This is a genomic window from Streptomyces sp. NPDC057623, from assembly GCF_042800355.1.
In the GTDB taxonomy this organism is placed as follows: domain Bacteria; phylum Actinomycetota; class Actinomycetes; order Streptomycetales; family Streptomycetaceae; genus Streptomyces.
The window spans coordinates 13,951-30,357 of the sequence record NZ_JBHVGZ010000022.1 but is presented as its reverse complement, the minus strand read 5'-3'; the positions used below and the strand labels follow the sequence as shown (position 1 = coordinate 30,357).

The following is a 16,407-nucleotide window of genomic DNA, read 5'->3' as shown; positions in this document are numbered from 1 at the left end:
GCTCACACGCCTACAGGTCGCATTCGCCTATTTGATCACCCATTCCGTCGTTGAGGTGAAAAAGCGGGCGAAATAGGCCAGTTGACCGGCCCCGCCCTACGGTGATCACTGTGCTTTCCGCTGCGCGCATTCAGTTCGATGCAGGCCCGAGTACGCCCCTACCCCTCCCTCGTCACCGGTCTCCGCGACCACGAATAGGTCGTTGCGGCTTCACCGCTCGGCATGACCTCAGGGTCACTCGATCGCACAGGGTTCCGGGATGGGAGTGTGGGGATGGTGGGGGATTTGTCCGGCACGGGCACAGACGCGGGAGCAGACACGGGCGCCGACATGGGCGCTGACTCGAGCACGTTCGCGATCGTGGGCCTGGGATGCCGACTGCCCGGCGGGATCGTGGATCTGGCCGGGTTGTGGGAGGCGCTGGAGGCGGGGCGTGACCTCGTCGGGGAGGTCCCGGAGGACCGGTTCGAGGCGGCCCGGTTCGTCGACACCGCGATGACGAGGCCCGGGAAGTCGTACACCGCGAGAGGCGGATTCCTGGCGGACATCGCCGGGTTCGACGCGGACTACTTCGGGATCGCGCCGCGGGAGGCGGCGCAGATGGACCCCCAGCACCGGCTGCTGCTGGAGACCGCTGCCGAGGCACTGGACGACGCGGGGATCGACCCCGCAACGCTGGCGGGGTCCGACACCTGCGTCTTCATGGGTATCTCGGACTTCTCCTACGGCGGGCTGCAGATGTTCAGGGCCCGGCAGATGAACGCCTATTCCATGGCGGGCGGCGCCCACTCGATCGCGGCGAACCGGCTCTCGCACTTCTTCGACCTGCGCGGGCCGAGCATGGGGATCGACACCGCCTGCTCGTCCTCGCTGATGGCCGTGGACCGCGCCTGCCGGGAGCTGGCGTCGGGCGGCAGCCGGGTGGCGCTCGCGGGCGGGGTCAACGTGCTGCTCAACCCGAGCGGCTTCGTCGGGTTCAGCCAGGCGTCGATGCTGTCGAAGCGGGGCCGCTGCGCGGCGTTCTCGGCGGACGCGGACGGGTTCGTCCGGGCCGAGGGCGCGGGCGTGGTCGTACTGAAGGCGCTGGCGGACGCCGTGGCCGACGGGGACCGGATCCATGGCGTGATCGCCGCGTCGGGCAGCAACTGCGACGGGCGCACCGCCGGGCTGTCCCTGCCCAGCGCTCGGGCGCAGGAGGATCTGCTGCGGCAGGTGTACGAGCGGGCGGGCATCGCAGCCGACGAAGTGGCGTACGTGGAGGCGCACGGCACCGGCACGCAGGCCGGCGATCCGGCCGAGTGCACCGCGCTGGGCCGGGTGCTGGGTGCCGCACGGTCGGTGGGGCCGCTGCCCATCGGCTCGGTGAAGTCGAACGTGGGCCATCTGGAGCCGGCGTCGGGCATGGCGGGGCTGTTCAAGGCCCTCGCGGTACTGCGGCACGGCACGATCCCCGCCTCGCTGCACCTGGAACCCCTCAACCCCGGCATCGACTTCGCCTGGCTGGGCCTGGAGCCGGTCGGGCGGACGCGTCCGCTGGCAGCGCCGGAGGGACGGCGCTTCGTGGGGGTCAACTCCTTCGGGTTCGGCGGGGCGAACGCCCATGTGGTCGTCGGCCCGCCGCCCGCCGCCGTGCCGCACCCCCGCGTCGAGGCGGCGGCCGAACTTCCGGTGATCGCCTCGGGGCGTACCCCGCAGGCGGCCGTGGAGGCCGCACTGCGGCTGGCCGCCCGGCTGACGGGCGCGGCCGCATCGGAGCCGTCGCCGCAGGAGTGGTCGGAGTTCTACGACATCGCCGCCACCACCGCCATGCGCCGGGCCAGGCACCGCTACCGCCGGGTGGCGCTGGCCGCGACACCGCGCGAAGCCGCACGGATCCTGTGCGGCGAGGGCGTGGCGGGCGCGGGCGCCACGGGTGAGGCGGTCGAGCGTGGCCGGGTCGCGCTGGTGTTCGCGGGTAACGGCTCGCAGTGGTCCGGGATGGCCGCCGATCTGCTGGGCGACGCGGTGTTCCGCGCCGAAGTGGACGCGGTCGACGGCGCGTTGGCGCCCCGGCTCGGCTGGTCGGTCGCCGAGACGCTGCGCCGGCCCACGGACGAATGGGGGCTGGAGGCCACCGAGGTGGCCCAGCCACTGCTGTTCGCGGTGCAGGCCGGTGTCACCGCGGTGCTGCGCGAGCGGGGCGTGACATGGACGGCCGCCCTCGGGCACAGCGTCGGGGAGGTCGCCGCCGCGTACGCCGTCGGCGCGCTGACGCTTCGGGAGGCGGCGTGGGTGATCGCGGAGCGCAGCCGGGCGCAGGCGGTCACGGCCGGCCGGGGCCGGATGGCCGCGGTCGGGCTGCCGGCGGCCGAGGCGGAGAAGGTCCTGTCGGCTTACCCGGGCCTGGTCGTGGCCGCCGTGAACACCGACAGGGACGTGACGCTCGCCGGTCCCGTGGACCAACTCAAGTCGCTGGGCGACGAGTTGGCGGCACGTGAGGTGTTCTTCCGGCTCATGGACCTCGACTACGCGTTCCACAGCCCGGCCATGGAGCGGATCCGGACGCCGATGGCCGCCGGTCTCGACGGGTTGGCCCCGCAGGGGAACACCGATGCTCTGATCTCCACGGTCACCGGCGGGCCGGTCCCCGCCTGCGGCCTGGACGCCGAGTACTGGTGGCGCAACGTCCGCGAACCCGTCCGGTTCGCCGCCGCCGTCCGGCACGCCCTCGACACGGGCGTCGACGTCCTGCTGGAGGTCGGCCCGCATCCCGTCCTGCGCACGTTCCTGCGCCGCATCTCCGCCGGACGCGGCCGGGTGGCCCTGCTCGCCGCCCTGCGCCGCGACACCGCCGGTCCGACCGCGCTGCGCCGCTCGGTGGAGGCACTGATCGCCGCCGGGGCCGAGACGGACTGGGCGCGCTGGTTCCCCCGCCCCGCCCGGGTGGCAGAGCTTCCCGCATACCCCTGGCAGCGGAAACGGCACTGGAGCGGCACCCCGCAGCAGTGGATCGTCAGCAGCGGAACGGGACGGCTGGACCACCCCCTGCTGGGCGAGCGGCTGCCGACGGCGGAGCCCTCCTGGCAGGGGCCCGTCGAACCGACGTTGGTCCCTTGGCTGGCCGACCACAGGGTGGCCGGATCCGTGCTGTTTCCCGCGACCGGTTACGTCGAGATGGCTCTGGCCGCGGGCCGGCGGGTGCTGGACGGGCCGGTGGAACTGGGCTGGCTGGAGGTGAGCCGACCGCTGGTGGTCCCGTGGGGCCGGGCCGGGGACGTCCGCGTGCAGCTGGCGTTCTCACCCGACGACGGCATGGTGTCCGTCACCAGCACCGAGGCCGACGACGGCGCCGAAGCCGACGGCGCGCAGCCGCGTCCGCACGCCCGGGGCCGGGTCCGTGAGCTGATCGGCCGCCCGCCCGCGCGGATCGACCCGGCCGGGGTGCGCGCCCGCTGTGTCCGCCGCGGCGACGTGGACGTCCTGTACCGCGAACTGGCCGCGAGCGGCCTGGACTACGGGCCCGCGTTCCGGCAGCTCGTGCGGCTGCACCTCGGGAAGGCGGAAGTGCTGGCCGCCTACCGGCACACCACGGACGCGGCCGACTCCTCTCGGTACGTGGCGCATCCGGCGCTGCTCGACGGTGCGTTGCACGCGTGCGTGCCGCTCGCCGCCGCCCGCGCGGATGCCGGGGAGGTCTGGCTTCCGGCCTCGATCGGGGCCGTACGCGTGTGGCGGAGCCCGTCCCCGACGGGGCTGGTCCATGTCCGCGACCGCACGCGCGGCACCACCGAGCTCTGCTTCGACATCACCGTCACCGACCCGGACGGCAGCGTCACCGCCGAACTGGACGGTGTGCGCATGCGGCGCCTGCCCGGCCCGGTGGACCGGGCCCCGCAGCGGTACGAGACGGTGCTGCGCGCCGCGCCGCATCCGCGCCTGCCGGCAGCGCTCTCGCCGGCGCCCGGCAACCAGGAGATCGCCGACGCCGCCGCGGGCAGCGTCGACGCGGCGCGGGCGGACTCCCGCCGGGTGCGCTGCGCGGACTTCATGGCCCGGCTCAAGGAGCTGACCGCCCATGTGGCCGCGGCCGCCTTCGCGGACCTGCTGCCCGCGGGCGCGGCCGAGTTCACGCCCGCAGACCTGGTCCGGCAGGGCATGCTGCCCGGCCACGAGCGGTTGGCGCGGGCCCTGCTCCGGCTGGCGGCCCGCCACGGCATGGCCATCGTCGGCGAAGCCGGCGGGTGGCGGCTGGCCGGCACCGCGGACCCGGCGCCCCTGATGTACCGGCTGCCGCTGGACTTCCCGGCCTTCACCGCCGAAGTACAGCTCGCGTTGCGCCAGTTGACGCATCTTCCGCAGTTGCTGCGGGGCACGCGGGACGCGCTGCACCTGCTCACCGACCAGGGCACACGCGACGCCCTCGAGCACTTCTACGACCTCGCGCCGACGTGCCGGGGCAACAACCGGGTCCTCGCCGCGCTCGTGGCGCAGGTCGTGCGGACCTGGCCCCGGGACCGGCCCCTGCGGATCCTGGAGGTCGGCGCGGGTACGGGTGGCACGACCGCCGCGTTGCTCCCGCTCCTGCCGCCGGAACGGACCGTCTACCACTTCACCGACGTGTCCGCGGGCTTCTTCACCCGCGCCCAGCACCGTTTCGGCGACCACCCCTTCGTCGACTACCGTCCGCTGGACCTGAACGCCGCCCCGGGCGCGCAGGGCTTCGCCGACGGCGCCTACGACCTGGTCGTCGCGGCCAACTCCCTGCACACCGCGGCCGACCTGCGCGCGGCCCTGGACCGGGTGCGTGGGCTGTTGGCACCCGCCGGACGACTGTTCGCCCTCGAAACACACGACACGGACTATCTGCTGCCGTTCTTCGGCACGCTGGACAGCTTCTGGGGTCACGACGACGAAGTCCGTCCGGACTCGCCCCTGCTGGTCCGCGAGCAGTGGCTCGAAACCCTGCGCACGGCCGGCTTCACCGATGTCGTCGGCGTGGGGGACACCATCGAGTCGGCCGGTGAGGCCACCTCGCTGCTGCTGGCCTCGGCGCCCGTGTACGAGACCGTCCAGCCCGTGGCCGCCGGGCCGGACGGCGGCACCCGGTGGATCGTGGCCACCGAGAGCGGACCGGAGACCCCGCTGGCCGAGCATCTCGCGGCCCTGCTGACCGGCGGTGGATCGCGGTCCGTTCCGGTGCTGCCCGCTCCCGTCGACCCGGCGGCCTGGACGGCGACCCTCGCCGAGGACGGTGACCCGGCGGTCGTGCTCCTCCTGGGCGAGGCGCCCGCCGACCCGGAGGCGATGCTCGACCAGGCCGTGTGCCGTGCGGCCACGCTGCGCGCCCTGGCCTCGGCCTGTCAGGACCTCCCCGACGGCAGGCGGCCGGCCCTGTGGCTGGTCACCCGGCCCAGCGGGGCGCTTCCCGCTCCCGAACGGGCCGGCCAGCCGCAGGACGCCGCCGCCTGGGGCATGGCCCGCACCCTGGCCAACGAACACCCGGGCCTGCGGGTGACCCGGCTGTCACTGGAGCGCCTCGGCGCGACCGCCGCGGACGCCCACCGGCTGGCCGGCGAGCTGCTGGAACCCGTCGCCCCGTCCGGTGACGACGCCGGTCCGGCGGTGCGGGAGGACGAGATCGTGCTCACCTCGGGAGGCCGTTTCGTACCCCGGGAACGCGCACTGCCGTCCGGTGAGCACACCGTGCCGAGCGGCGCCGAACCCTTCGCGCTGGAGATCGGCGCCCCCGGGCTGTCGTACGAGCCGGTCTGGGCGCGGACCGGGCCGCTCGCTCCCGAGGTGGGCGAAGTGGTGATCGCCGTGCGCGCCGCCGCGCTCAACTACCGCGACATCATGCTGGCGACCGGCCTGCTGCCCCCGGAGGCGACCGAGTCGGGGCCCAGCGAGCAGGGCCCCGGTCTGGAATGCGCCGGGGTCGTCACGGCCGTGGGCGAAGGCGTTCACGACCTGGCCGTCGGCGACCGGGTGTGTACGGCCGTCCCGGGCTCTCTGGCCTCGCACACGGTGGCTCCCGCTTCGGCCGTGGTGCGGATTCCCGACGGTCTCGGCTTCGCGGCGGCGGCGACCCTGCCGGTGGCTTTCCTGACGGTCCACTACGCGCTGCACGATCTGGCCCGGTTGACGGCCGGGGAGACCGTGCTGGTGCACGGGGCCGCCGGCGGGGTCGGGCTGGCCGCCCTCCAGTACGCCCGCCTGGTGGGCGCCACGGTGATCGCGACCGCGGGCAGCCCGGCCAAGCGTGACCTCCTGCGGGCCCTGGGCGTCGAACACGTCCTGGACTCCCGCACCCTGGAATTCGCCGGTCAGGCCCTGCGGATCACCGGCGGGCGCGGCGTCGACGTGGTGGTCAACTCGCTGGCCGGGCAGGCCATCGACCGGGGTCTGGAAACGCTGCGGCCCGGCGGCCGGTTCGTCGAACTCGGCAAGCGGGACATCTACGCCAACAAGCCACTGCTCATGCGGCCGTTCAGCCGCAACATCGCCTTCTTCGGCGTCGACGTCACCGCGCTGATGTCCCACGAGGCCGGCGTCGTAGCCGGTCGGCGGCTGCTGGCCGAGGTCGCCGTACGAGTGGCGGACGGCCGCTACCGGCCGCTGCCGCACACGGTGTACCCGGCCGCACGGGTCAAGGAGGCGTTCGGGCTGCTTCAGCACTCGCGGCACATCGGGAAGGTCGTCGTCGGCCTCGATCCGCAGGACGGCCCGATTCCGGTCCGTACCCGGCCCACGCCACCCCGTCTCGATCCGGACGGAAGCTACCTGGTCACCGGCGGGTTGAGCGGGTTCGGTGGCGCCACCGCACACCATCTCGCCGGACTCGGAGCCCGCCACCTGGCCCTGGTCTCCCGGCGGGGCGCCGACGGCCCCGAGGCGGCCGCGTTGCTGTCCGGCCTGGCCGCGCTGGGCGTGACGGCCACGCCGTACGCCGTCGATGTCACCGACGCCGCCGCCATGGCCGAGGTGATCGGCCGGATCGACGCCACCGGGCACCGGCTCACGGGTGTCGTCCATGCGGCCATGACCCTGGACGACGCCCCGCTCACCGACTTGTCCGACGAGCGGATCCGCGCGGTCCTGGCTCCGAAGATGGCCGGGGCGGCGGTCCTGGACGCCCTCACCCGGGAGCACGATCTGGAACTGTTCTGGCTGTACTCCTCCATCAGCACGGTCATCGGCAACATCAAGCAGTCCGCCTACGCCGGCGGGAACCTGTACACCGAAGCGCTGGCCCGGCGACGGCACGGCACCCGACCGGCCCTCGCGGTCGCCTGGGGTGCGCTCGGGGACTGCGGCCATGTCGCCCGCGAGGGCCTCGGACCGGCCATGGAGGCACTCGGCACAGGCCCCGTCGGTTCCCGTGCGGCCCTGGCCGCCCTGTCTCCGCTGACGGCGTCCGGTACGGCCGTCGCCGGCATCGGCCGCCACGACTGGTCCCGGCTGCGCACCCTGCTGCCCGCCCTGGCGGCGCCCCGCTTCGCGGCACTGCTGCCCGCCGACGGCGGCCTCGGCGGGCACTCCCGGCAGGACCTCGTGGCCGCCCTGGCCGGCCTCAGGGCGGACGAGGCGCTGGAGGCCGTCAGCGGCACGCTCGCCGAACTGCTGGCCGGGATCCTTCAGACCGACGCCGCCCGCCTCGACGCCCGGCAGCCGCTCCAGGACCACGGCGTCGACTCCCTGATGGGCGCCGAACTGCTGACCACGCTGCGGCAGCGCCTCGACGTCGAGATCCCGCCGATGGAACTCCTCCAGGGCGGCAACACCCTCACCGACCTCGCCCGCCAAGTGCTGCTGCGCCTCGGCGTCCGCACCACCGACACCGCCAACGGCTGAGAGAGAGGCCTGTCATGGTGACCTGCCAGGAACCGCACGGCCCGGCGACGGACTCCGTCGAGGACATGCTCGACTTCGGCCCGCTCATCGGCGGCGTCTCCGTCACCGACCACACCGAATGGGTCTACACGATCCGCGCGAGCGCGCTGATCGACGATCCCGTCGGCGCCACCTGCTACCGCAACGCGCTCAACGCCGGGCGCATGGCCCCGGACGCCCACCCCGAGACGATCCTGGGCCGTTGCGCCCTTGCCGGACCGGACCACCTGGACGCGGCGCTGCGGGCCGCCCGGGGCGCGGCCGCCGAGTGGGGCGGCAGCTCCCAGGAACGACGCGCCGCGCTCGCCGAGGCGTTCCGCGCGGGGCTGCGGGAACACGCGGATGCCGTGACCCGGCTGCTGGTGGAGGAAGGTCACCCGGTCCGGCTGGCCCGGACGGAGGTCGCCGACCTCCTCACCTTCTTCGGCCCGCAGACCACCGAGTGGTGTCTGGGGCAGATGGAGACCCGGCACAAGGCCGACGGCCGGACGGTGACGCTGCGCCGGGTACCGGACGGTGTGGTGTGCGTACAGCCGCCGCAGAACACCCCGGCGCTCGGTGTCGGGGCGGCCTTCCAGTCCGTGCTGGCCGGCAACGCACTGGTGGTGCGGCTGTCCCGGCACGCGCCGATCGCCGCCATGTACCTGCTGGAGCGCATCGCCGTGCCCGCGCTGGCCGAGGTCGGCGCCCCGCCCGGCGTCCTGTCGGCGCTGTGCACCGACCCGGCCCAGGCGCTGGACGCGTGGCTGGCCAGTCCGCTGGTGGACGACGTGCTGTACTTCGGCGACTCGATCCGTGGCGAGCAACTGGAGAAGGCGTGCCTCGCCGCGGGCAAGAAGCCGATCCTGGAACTCGGCGGCAACGACATGGTCGTGGTGTGGCGCGACGCGCCCCTGGACCAGGCCGTGGCGGCGCTGATGGATTCGTACCACGGCAGTGGCCAGATCTGCTGCGCGCCCAACATCGCGCTCGTGCACCCCGAGATCGCCGACGAACTCACCGACCGGCTGACCGAGCGGGTCCGGGCCCTGCGGCCCGGGTTCCCCGACGACCCCGAGGTGGTGCTGGCCGCCACGCCCAACACCGCGGGCTACGACGCCACGCTCGCCGACGCCCGGCGGGCCGGCGCCCGCGTACTGACCGGCGGACGTCACCTGGACGTCCAGGGCCGCGAGAGCGACGTGGCCGTGTTCGCCGAGCCGGCTCTCGTACGGGTCGACGGGCTCGGCCGGGCGCGGGAGTTGCGCTCGGTGCGGTACGAGACGTTCTTCCCCCTGCTGACCCTGGCCGTCCCCCATCCCGTCGCCGCCGACGACGAACTCCTCACCGAGATGGTGTCGTTCGTCGCCACCGGCGCCTACGGACTGCGCAACTCCCTGTGGACGCGGACCGAGGAGGTCATCGACCGGTTCGTCCGGGACGTCCGCTCGTGCGGTCAGCTGCGGGTGAACGACTCGCACCTCGCGGGGGTGCCGTTCCTGTCCAACCACGGCGGGCCGGGCCTGAGCGGAGACCGGTTCGGCGAACTCAACTACCCGATGCTGCGCACCAGCCGCCTCCAGGGCGTGTCCGTCGCCCAGTCCGTACCGCCTTCCCAGGCCGCCGCGCCCTGTGTCCCCGCGCAGCCGCGGCCGAGGGTCGAGGCCGCCCGGGAGTACCCGCCCGGCTGGCCCCCCGAGGAGTTGCCCGGCGGACTGCCGGCCCCGTTCACCGAGGCGTTCCACCACGACCCCTACCCGACGCTGCGCTGGCTGCGTGAGCACCGCCCGGTGAGCCGGGTCATCAGCCCGGACGGTCCGGGCTGGCTGCTGACCCGCTACGACGACGTCCGCACCGCCCACACCGACCCGCGCGTGACCTGCGACAGCAAGCGCATCCCGGCCGGTCTCATGTGGCTGCGGCACTGGCCGTCCGAACTACGGGAGCGGCTGTTCGTGCACCTGCTGGACAGCGACGACCCGCGCCACGCCGAACTGCGCGCCGTCATGCGGCCGTTCTTCACCCCCACCCGGCAGGAACAGTGGCGCACCCGGGTGCAGCGCATCGTCGACACGCGCATCGACCGGATCGCGGACCGGGGTCACGGCGACCTCATGGCGGCCGTGGCGTACCCGCTGGGCGGCAACGTCCTGTTCTCCGTGCTCGGTGCCACCCCGCCCCAGATGAACCATCTGCGGGCGATGATCTGGCGTACCGCCGAATGGAACAACGACGTCCCCTATGTCGCGGCGCTCGCCCACGAGGTCGACTCGTTCGTCCGCGCGGCCGTCGCCGAGAAGCGCCGCTCCCCCGGCGACGACCTGATCTCGCTGCTGGTCCGGGCCCGCGACCAGGACGGCCTGATCAGCGAGGACGAACTGCACGGCCAGGTCATGATGATGCTCGTCGCGGGCCAGGACCCCAGCATCAACAGCGTCGGCAACAGCCTGCACGCGCTGCTCGCCCACCCCGACCGGCTCGCCGAGCTCCGCGACGACCCCTCCCTCATGGCGACCGGCTTGAACGAACTGCTGCGCTACGAGAGCCCGTTGCCGTTCACGAGCTGGCGGGGCACCCTCGAACCCGTCGGGTTCGGCGAGGTGACCGTCCCGGCCGGCGACTCCCTGTTCCTGTGCCTGGGCGCGGCCAACCGGGACCCGGCGCGTTTCCCCGACCCCGACCGGCTGGACCTGCGCCGCCCCACACCGGGCCATCTCGCCTTCGGTCACGGCGCCCACTACTGTCTGGGCGCCCATATCGGCCGTATGACGGCCGAGGCCGCCGTCACCACCGTGCTGCGCAGGCTTCCCGGCCTGCGGCTGGACGGCATCCCACGGTGGCGGCCCAGCATGTTCGAGCGGGGGCTCAGCGTCCTGCCGGTCGCCTGGGACGTCCCGCGCAAGGGGTCCGCCCGGTGAACCGCTCGGCGATCCTGGCCGAACTGAAGGCGATGCTCGCCGAGTTCGGTGACGTCGACCCGGAACAGGTCGAGGAACAGACCGCGTTCGTCGCGGACCTCGGTCTCGACTCGCTCGTCCTGGTGCGGATGACGGTCGTCGCGGAGGAGCGGTTCGGGGTGCGCATCCCCGACGAGGTCGCCTGGGAGCTGCACACGGTCGGCGCCGTGGTCGGCCACATCGAGGACGCCCTGAGCGGGCGGATCGGAGCCGGCGGTGAGTGAACTCGTCCGGTTCCTGCGGGAGAAGATGTGGGTGCTCGGCGACACCCGCTGGCACGCGCGCGTGGACAGTGTCCGCGGCGAACTCGTCGAGGTGGAACGTCTCGGCTACGCCCAGCTCGACGCACGGGCCCGGGCGGTGGGGGCCTGGCTGGCGGACCGTACGCAGCCCGGGGCACGCGTCCTGCTGATGTACCCGGCGGGCCTGGAGTTCTTCGCGGTCTTCCTCGGCTGCCTGTACGCCGGGCGAGTGGCCATCCCCGCCCCGCTGCCGGCCACCGACCGGCGGGCCCTGCAACGCGCCGAGGGCATCCTCCGGGACGCGCGTGTCGGCCTGGTCCTGAGCGACGCCGCGCACCAGCCCGCGCTCGGCTCCTGGCTCGCCGGGCTGGACCCGGCGCCGCGGGCGGAGTGCGTCGCCACGGACTGTCCCGGGCTGCCGGACCCGGGCACCTGGTCCCCCGCCGCGACCACCCTCTCGGCGACCGCCTACGTGCAGTACACCTCCGGATCAACCAGCGAGCCGCGCGGTGTCGTCATCACCCACCGGAACCTGCTGCACAACCTGCTGTCGATCAGGGAGACCGTCGTCCCCCGGGAGGTTCTGGACGAACTGCGCGACGACCCGTCGCCGACCGGCGCCGGATGGCTGCCGCACTACCACGACATGGGCCTGGTCGGCATGCTGCTCAGCCCGCTCGCGAGCTACGGCAACCTCGTGTTCTGCTCACCGGTGTCCTTCGTCGCCCACCCGCTGCTGTGGCTCCAGATGATCAGCCGGTACCGGGCGTTCTACACCTTCGCGCCCAACTTCGGATACGACTGGCTGCTGAGGAGTCTCAAGGGCGCCCAGCTCACCGACCTGGACCCGGACCTGAACCTCGACTCACTGCGGTTCGCGCTGAACGGCGCGGAGCCCGTCCGCGCCGACGTCCTGGACGCGGTCGCCCGCCGGCTCGCCCCGCTGGGCTTCCGCCCGGACATCTGGGCACCCTGCTACGGCCTGGCCGAGGCCACCCTCATGGTCACCGGCACTCCCTGCGGCCGCGGTCCGACGCTCGGGCGTTTCGACCGGGAGGCCCTGGAGGCCGGACAGGCCGTCCCCGTCCCGGACGGTGTGGACCTGGTCGGCTGCGGCCCGCCGGTCGGCGCCGACGTCCGCATCGTGGACCCCGCCACCGCACAGCCCCTCAAGGACGGGCACATCGGCGAGATCTGGGTGTGCGGGGTCAGCGTCGCCGACGGCTACCTCGGTGACCCGCAGGCCACCGCCGAGCACTTCGCCGCCACCACGGCCGACGGCGACGGCCCCTTCCTGCGCACCGGTGACCTCGGCTTCCTCCAGGACGGCGAACTCTTCGTCACCGGCCGCGCGAAAGACCTCATCATCGCCAACGGCCGCAACATCCACCCCCAGGACATCGAGCGTGTCAGCGAGTCGGCCGACCCCGCCACCGGTCTGTGTGCCGCCTTCACCCTGCCCGACGCCTCGGGGCACGAACACATCGTCCTGGTGCAGGAGGTCCGCCCCCTCCACCTCGACGGCCGCACTCCCGCGGCCCTGGCCGACCTCATCAGAAGACGGCTGGCCCACGAACTGCGCCTGGCGGTGCGGGTCGTCATCGTCGGCCCGATGAGCGTGCCCCGCACGACGAGCGGCAAGATCCAGCGTTCCAGGACCCGGGACGAACTCCTCGCGACCCGCCTCAGTACCCTGCACTGCGACCTCCCCTCCGACGTTCGCCCGCCCCGGCCCGCCTGACCCGGCCCGGGTATGGCGGCGCCTGCGCCGGGGCGCTCGCGGCGGCAGCCCGCTCGACGAGAGGACCCTGGCCGGCCAGGAGGTCAGCTTCCGCTGATCGCCTCCTCGGAGTGCGTGGCGTGCGCGTGCGCGTGTGCTTCGGCGAGCAGAAGGTAGCTGCTCGCGGTCCAGGTGTAGGCGCGATCGCGCAGGCCGGTTCCGGTGAGGGCGTCGAAGTTCTCGGCGAAGCCGTGGGTTTCGCACAGGGCGCGGAAGCGGGCGCTGATGTCGTCCGCGAACCGGTGGTGCCCCGCGCGCCGCAGGCCGTCCTCGATCAGGACCGTGGCGGGGGCCCAGATCGGGCCCCGCCAGTAGCCGTCGGCGACGTAGTGCGGGGAGGTGGTCACTTCGGTGGCGAGGCCGTACGGGGTCAGGTGGGCCTTGATGCGGTCGGCGAGCGCGTCGCTGACCTGGCCGGGCAGGTGCTCGCCCAGCACGATGGGCATCAGGTCGAGGAGGCCGGCGCTGCCCCAGGTGGCCCCGGTGTCGACTCCGCGGGCGACGAACCGGTCGCCGGTCCACAGCTGGTCGAGCAGTGCCGACTGCATCTCCTCGGCGGCTCGGGTCCACCGGAGCGTCTCGTCCGGCTTTCTCAACTGTGCGGCGAGGTCGGCGAGTTCACGCATCTGGAGGATGAGGAAGGCAGCCAGGTCAGCGGTGACGACGACGCGCTCGGGGTCGAAGGTGGTGGCGTTGTCCCAGCCGCTGTCGTTGCCGTGCTGGTAGTGGGCCAGGTCGGCGCCGGGCGCTCGCCGCGCGGTCAGCCAGAAGTCCGTCCAGCGAGCCAGGCTGTCGTAGGTCCGGGTCAGTTCGGTGTCACTGAGCGGGGTCGGCAGCCGGCGGCGCAGACGGCCGAAGGCCCAGCCGTGGATGGGCGGTTTGACGAAGTTGTACAGCACCTCGGAGTGGGTGACGGAGTCGGGCAGGGCACCGCCGGCGTCCTGGTGGTCGAAGGGCAGAGCGAACTGGTCCACGGCAAGTTCGGGGCAGCCCGGCGCCAGGGCGAGGGCGTTGAAGCAGTGGTCCCAGCTCCAGACCTTGTCCATCCAGTGCTTGGACATCAGCACGGCGGGCCGGGTGACCAGGGCGGCGGGGCGTACGGTCGCCGACCAGAGGACGTAGGCGGCGAGTTCGGCGGCCGGGGTCCGGGACGAGCGCCAGGGCGCCACCGCTTCGACGAAGTCCGCGAACGCGCCGCGCCCGGACTCCACGACGGCCTCGAAGGGCCCCGGGGACACGTACGGCGGGCGCGCGGAGTCCAGTTCCTCGATCGCCAGCTCCCAGTCCCCGCCCGCCGCCGCGGCCAGGGTCAGCCCCCGCTCGGCGCCGCCCAGAGCCTGGTCACCGGCCGGGTCCGCGCGGTCGCCGGACAGCACGGTCACGCGATAGCGGCGCCCGGTCTCGTACGAGGTGAACACGTGGGCCTGCGCGGCCGGATCGCGGTAGAAGTACGTCCCGCTGAACGGAGTCAGGGCCCGCGCGGCCGCGAGGACGCCGATGCCGAGGCCGCTCCCCCGCAGGTGAACGGTGTCGGGCGAGGCGTAGGCGAGGTCGATGCGACCGCCTGTGCCGATCCAGCTGAGCAGGCCCGGGGTGGCCTCGACGCGGGTCTCGACGCGGTCGCCCGTCACCGGGTCGAGGGGGATCAGGCGCAGGACGGCGTGCATGCCGTTCTGGTGCGAGACGAGGTGGAGGTCCTCGGCGTACGTCTTCTCCGCGACCACGGGTGAGATGTCGAACCAGGAGCCGTGCGTGCTGAACGGGATGTGCTGGACGGAGAAGGCCGGGCCGGGTGCGACGGCGGTCATGAAGGGTGACTCGTTTCTCGAGCAGGGATCGTCGGCGGCAGGGGGCGCCCCGGTGGAGATCAGTCCTTGACGGCGCCGGCGGTCACGCCGGCGGCGACATGGCGCTGGGCGAGGACGAGGATGACCGCGGCCGGCAGCGAAGCCACGACGGCGGTGGCCATGATGGCGTTCCACTCCTGGTTGTTGTTGCCGATGTAGTGGTAGATGCCGAGGGTGATGGGCTCGTGGGCGCCGCCGTTGACGAGGGTGCCGGCGAAGACGAAGTCGGACCAGGACCACAGGAACGCGAACAGCGACACCGTGACGACGGCGTTGCGGCTCATCGGCAGGATGATCGACCAGAAGGTGCGCAACGGTCCGGCGCCGTCGGTCCGCGCGGCCTGGAGCAGTTCGTCGGGGATGCCGGACATGAACGCGGTGAAGATGAGCACGCCGAAGGGGACCGCCAGGGTCGAGTCGGCGACGATCAGGCCGGGGACGGACTGGAGCAGGCCGAGCTGGAGGTAGATGGCGTAGAAGCCCATCGCCATGATGATGCCGGGGATCATCTGCGCGGCCAGCAGGACGAAGCTCAGCAGGCCGCCGCCGCGCGGGCGCAGCTTGGCCAGGGCGTATCCGGCGGGGGCGGCGAGGGCGACGGTCAGCAGGACCGTGCCCAGGCCGATGACGAGGCTGGTGCCGAGGTAGGGCAACTGCTCGTCCAGGACGGTGCGGTAGCCGGCCAGGGTGCCGTGCACCGGGAACAGGTCCGGCGGGCTCTTGCGCATGTCCTGGTCGCGGGTGAGCGACACGTTCAGCATCCAGTAGACGGGGAAGAGCATGACCGCCGTCAGCAGGACGCCGACGGTGGTCGTTCCCCAGGTGCGCCGCCTCATGAGAACGCCTGCTTTCGCTGGACCCGGACGTAGACCAGGCCGAAGACCAGGGCGGCCACCACCAGGAGGTTGCCGACGGCCGCTCCGGGGCCGAAGGCGGGCAGCAGGTTGCCGAAGCCGAGTTGGTAGGACCAGGTGGCGAAGGTCGTGGACGAGTCCGCCGGTCCGCCCTTGGTCATGATCCAGATGATGTCGAAGACCTTGAGCGTGTAGACCAGCCCCAGCAGGAGGGTGATCGCGGAGACCGGGCGCAGCAGCGGGAAGGTGACCCGCCAGAAGCGTTGCCAGGCGTTGGCCCCGTCGAGTGCCGCAGCCTCGTACAGGCTCGCGGGGATGGACTGGAGGCCGCTGTAGAGCACGACCAGGTTGAACGGGACGCCGATCCAGATGTTCGCGATGATCACCGAGGTCAGTGACCAGGACGGGGAGGTCAGCCAGTTGACCGGGTCGACGCCTACCGCGCTCAGCAGGGCGTTCACCACACCGGAGTCGCTGTTCAGCATCCATGACCAGGTGGAGGCCGACACGATCAGCGGCAGCAGCCACGGCACCAGGAACAGGGCGCGCAGGGTGGCGGAGAGCCGGAAGTTCTGGTTGAAGAAGACCGCGAGGGCCAGGCCGATCGCGTACTGCAGAACCAGGCACACGGCGGTGAAGACCACGGTGTGGAGCAGGGCCGGGGCGAAGGCCGGGTCGTCGAGTACGGTCCGGTAGTTGCGCAGGCCGGTGAACGGCGCGTCGCCCTGGACGAAGGAGCGGACGGTGTAGTCGCGCAGGCTCAGGTCGACGTTGCGGTAGAGCGGATAGGCGTAGAACAGGGCCAGGTAGAGGATGACCGGGGTGAGGAACGCCCAGGCGGCCCACTGCGGCCGGGGCGTCTGCTTCATCGGGCGCATG

General features: G+C 73.0%; 7 protein-coding genes. 4 read left to right on the top strand and 3 right to left on the bottom strand.

Features of this window, described 5'->3' with window-relative positions; all coding sequences use genetic code 11:
* Positions 1-330 precede the first annotated feature (330 nt).
* Genes ACFU95_RS22785 through ACFU95_RS22770 form a run of 4 tightly spaced genes read left to right on the top strand, consistent with a single transcriptional unit; the run spans position 331 to position 12,788 of the window.
* Positions 331-7,830: an SDR family NAD(P)-dependent oxidoreductase gene (locus tag ACFU95_RS22785; RefSeq protein ID WP_383830516.1), complete on the top strand. Its 7,500-nt coding sequence runs from the start codon at positions 331-333 to the stop codon at positions 7,828-7,830.
* 14 nt (positions 7,831-7,844) lie between these two features.
* Complete coding sequence (locus tag ACFU95_RS22780) at positions 7,845-10,766, top strand: aldehyde dehydrogenase family protein (RefSeq protein ID WP_383830513.1); 2,922 nt, start codon at positions 7,845-7,847, stop codon at positions 10,764-10,766.
* A complete protein-coding gene (locus ACFU95_RS22775) occupies positions 10,763-11,029 on the top strand; it encodes an acyl carrier protein (RefSeq protein ID WP_383830510.1) in 267 nt (88 codons plus the stop codon). Before ACFU95_RS22780 ends, ACFU95_RS22775 begins: the two co-directional genes overlap by 4 nt.
* Positions 11,022-12,788, top strand: coding sequence for a fatty acyl-AMP ligase (locus ACFU95_RS22770; protein WP_383830507.1), 1,767 nt, complete (start codon positions 11,022-11,024; stop codon positions 12,786-12,788). Before ACFU95_RS22775 ends, ACFU95_RS22770 begins: the two co-directional genes overlap by 8 nt.
* 83 nt (positions 12,789-12,871) lie before the next feature.
* Here the strand turns inward: ACFU95_RS22770 and ACFU95_RS22765 are convergent, their stop codons facing one another.
* Genes ACFU95_RS22765 through ACFU95_RS22755 form a run of 3 tightly spaced genes read right to left on the bottom strand, consistent with a single transcriptional unit; the run spans position 12,872 to position 16,406 of the window.
* A complete protein-coding gene (locus ACFU95_RS22765) occupies positions 12,872-14,635 on the bottom strand; it encodes a trehalase family glycosidase (RefSeq protein ID WP_383830504.1) in 1,764 nt (587 codons plus the stop codon).
* Between the two features lie 59 nt (positions 14,636-14,694).
* On the bottom strand, positions 14,695-15,510 hold the full coding sequence (locus tag ACFU95_RS22760) for a carbohydrate ABC transporter permease (protein ID WP_383830502.1): 816 nt from the start codon (positions 15,508-15,510) through the stop codon (positions 14,695-14,697).
* Positions 15,507-16,406, bottom strand: a complete 900-nt coding sequence (locus ACFU95_RS22755) for a carbohydrate ABC transporter permease (RefSeq protein WP_383830499.1) — start codon at positions 16,404-16,406, stop codon at positions 15,507-15,509. Before ACFU95_RS22755 ends, ACFU95_RS22760 begins: the two co-directional genes overlap by 4 nt.
* Position 16,407 lies beyond the last annotated feature (1 nt).